Below are 2,073 nucleotides of genomic sequence, written 5' to 3' on the forward strand. Positions count from 1 at the left end.
GATTCTCATTCTGCGCCGGAAATTCCAGCCGATTCAGCTGCTTCAGATTCCGCTGTCTTTCCTGTTTGGTTATTTTACAGATTTCGGTATGTGGGCGTTCTCTTGGGCTTCTCCGGAGCTGTATCCGCTGCGTCTGGTCAATATCTGCTGCGGCACAATCATTCTGGGTTTTGGCATTTCCTTCTGCGTCATTGCCAACACGGTCATGAATTCCGGTGAGGCATTTGTCAAAGCCATTTCCGACACCACACGCAAGGATTTCGGCACACTGAAAATCTGTTTTGATGTCAGCTGCGTATGTATCGCACTGGTTCTGTCTCTGGTTTTCTTTGACTTTACCATTCAGGGCACCCGTGAGGGCACGCTGATTGCCGCTCTGTGCACCGGTATTGTCATCAAGTTCTTCACCCCGCGTCTGCGTCAGCCGCTGGAACGCTTCATCGGCTGCCATCACGCCCGCCAAGAGGAATTTTCTGCATGATTATTGATTTTCACACGCATACCTTTCCCGCGAAAATCGCCGCTTCTGTCATCGCCCAGCTGCAAAGCAAATCGCGTTCGATGGCATTTACCGATGCGACCAATGACGGCTTGCGCCGCTCGATGGACAACGCCGGTATCGACCTGTCGATTTTGCTGCCGGTTATGACCAATACACATCAGGTCTCCAAGCTCAACGAGCTTGCCGCCCGCACCAACGAGCATTGGGAAGAAACCGGTCTGCTGTCATTCGGCGGTATGCATCCGGAGTTCACCAATTACAAAGAGGAGCTTCGCCATGTCGCAGACATGGGCATCAAGGGCATCAAGCTGCATCCGGCATACCAAGGCTATGACTTTGACGACATTCGCTATCTGCGCATCATCGACAAGGCGACAGAACTGGGGCTTATTGTTCTGACGCACGCCGGTATCGACATCGGCATTCCGGAACACAACTACTGCTCGACGCTGCACATCCGCCACGTCATGCAGGAAGTCGCGCCGGATAAGCTGGTTCTCGCGCACATGGGCGGCTGGCAGGGCTGGCGCGATGTCGCGAACAATCTTGCCGGTCTGCCGCTGTATTTCGACACGGCATTTACGATGGGTGATATTCTTCCGGCACCGCACACCACGCGCACAGAGGAAGAATCGCACAACATGAACAAGCAGCAGTTCGCCTTTCTCGCGCACACGCTGGGCACCGACCGTCTGCTGTTTGCCACGGACTGCCCGTGGAGCAGCCAATCGGAATCGCTGCAATTTATTCGTGACTGTGAGTTTACCCAGCAGGAGCTGGCAGATATTTTGGGAAACAACGCCCAAAAGCTGTTAAAACTATAACATTAGATACGAAAAACCCCGTCTTTCTCGCGAAAGACGGGGTTTTATTATGTAAGAATATCAGCTCTTGAACAGATTTCTCTTATCAATGATGCGTACTGCCTTGCCCTCGCTGCGAGCGATTGCCTTCGGCGGCAGCAGCTTGACATCTACCTTGATGCCGAGCATTGCCTTGAGTGCAGCAACCAGCTTCTTTTCGCGCTCTGCATCGGAAATCTTCAGGTCATTGAACATTTCCAGAGACATCTCGACATTGACCTCAATCGTATCGCTGTTGTTGACGCGATCGACAATCAGTTCATAGTTTGCCGGATAGCCTTCGTTGAGCAGAACCGTCTCGATCTGGGACGGGAATACATTGACGCCCTTGACAACCATCATGTCATCGCTGCGGCCGAGCGGCTTAGACATACGGATATGGGTGCGTCCGCACGAGCACTTCTTGCGCGATAGAATGCAAATATCACGGGTACGATAACGAATGAGCGGGAATGCTTCCTTGGTCAAGCAGGTGAATACCAATTCGCCGCGCTCGCCTTCCGGCAGCACCTCGCCAGTATTCGGGTCAATGACCTCCGCAATGAAGTGGTCTTCATTGACATGCATACCGTTCTGCTCCTCACACTCAAAGGAAACGCCCGGACCGGAAATCTCTGTCAGACCATAAATATCGTATGCCTTGATGCCGAGACTCTCCTCAATGCTGTGGCGCATCTCTTCCGTCCACGCCTCTGCACCGAAAATACC

3 protein-coding genes are annotated in these 2,073 nt (G+C 52.7%); 2 read left to right on the plus strand and 1 reads right to left on the minus strand.

Translation table 11 applies throughout. The annotated features are described in order from the left end of the window. Together ACR0P9_RS11535 and ACR0P9_RS11540 are read left to right on the plus strand one after the other, a co-directional pair. On the plus strand, positions 1-481 hold a 481-nt coding region (locus ACR0P9_RS11535; RefSeq protein WP_432620291.1), incomplete at its 5' end, for a YczE/YyaS/YitT family protein. Continuing rightward, a complete protein-coding gene (locus tag ACR0P9_RS11540; RefSeq protein ID WP_432620293.1) occupies positions 478-1,326 on the plus strand; it encodes an amidohydrolase family protein in 849 nt (282 codons plus the stop codon). The genes ACR0P9_RS11535 and ACR0P9_RS11540, both read left to right, overlap by 4 nt. A gap of 60 nt (positions 1,327-1,386) precedes the next feature. Here the strand turns inward: ACR0P9_RS11540 and ACR0P9_RS11545 are convergent. Beyond that, positions 1,387-2,073 (minus strand): phenylacetate--CoA ligase family protein (locus ACR0P9_RS11545; RefSeq protein WP_432620295.1); only part of this gene is annotated, 687 nt, incomplete at its 5' end.

Source organism: Butyricicoccus sp., from assembly GCF_050872565.1.
Lineage (GTDB): Bacteria > Bacillota > Clostridia > Oscillospirales > Butyricicoccaceae > Butyricicoccus_A.

Bases quoted from the DNA above. Each gene is read 5' to 3' on its own strand.
- ACR0P9_RS11540 (WP_432620293.1), top strand. From the start codon at position 478: ATGATTATTGATTTTCACACGCATACCTTTCCCGCGAAAATCGCCGCT.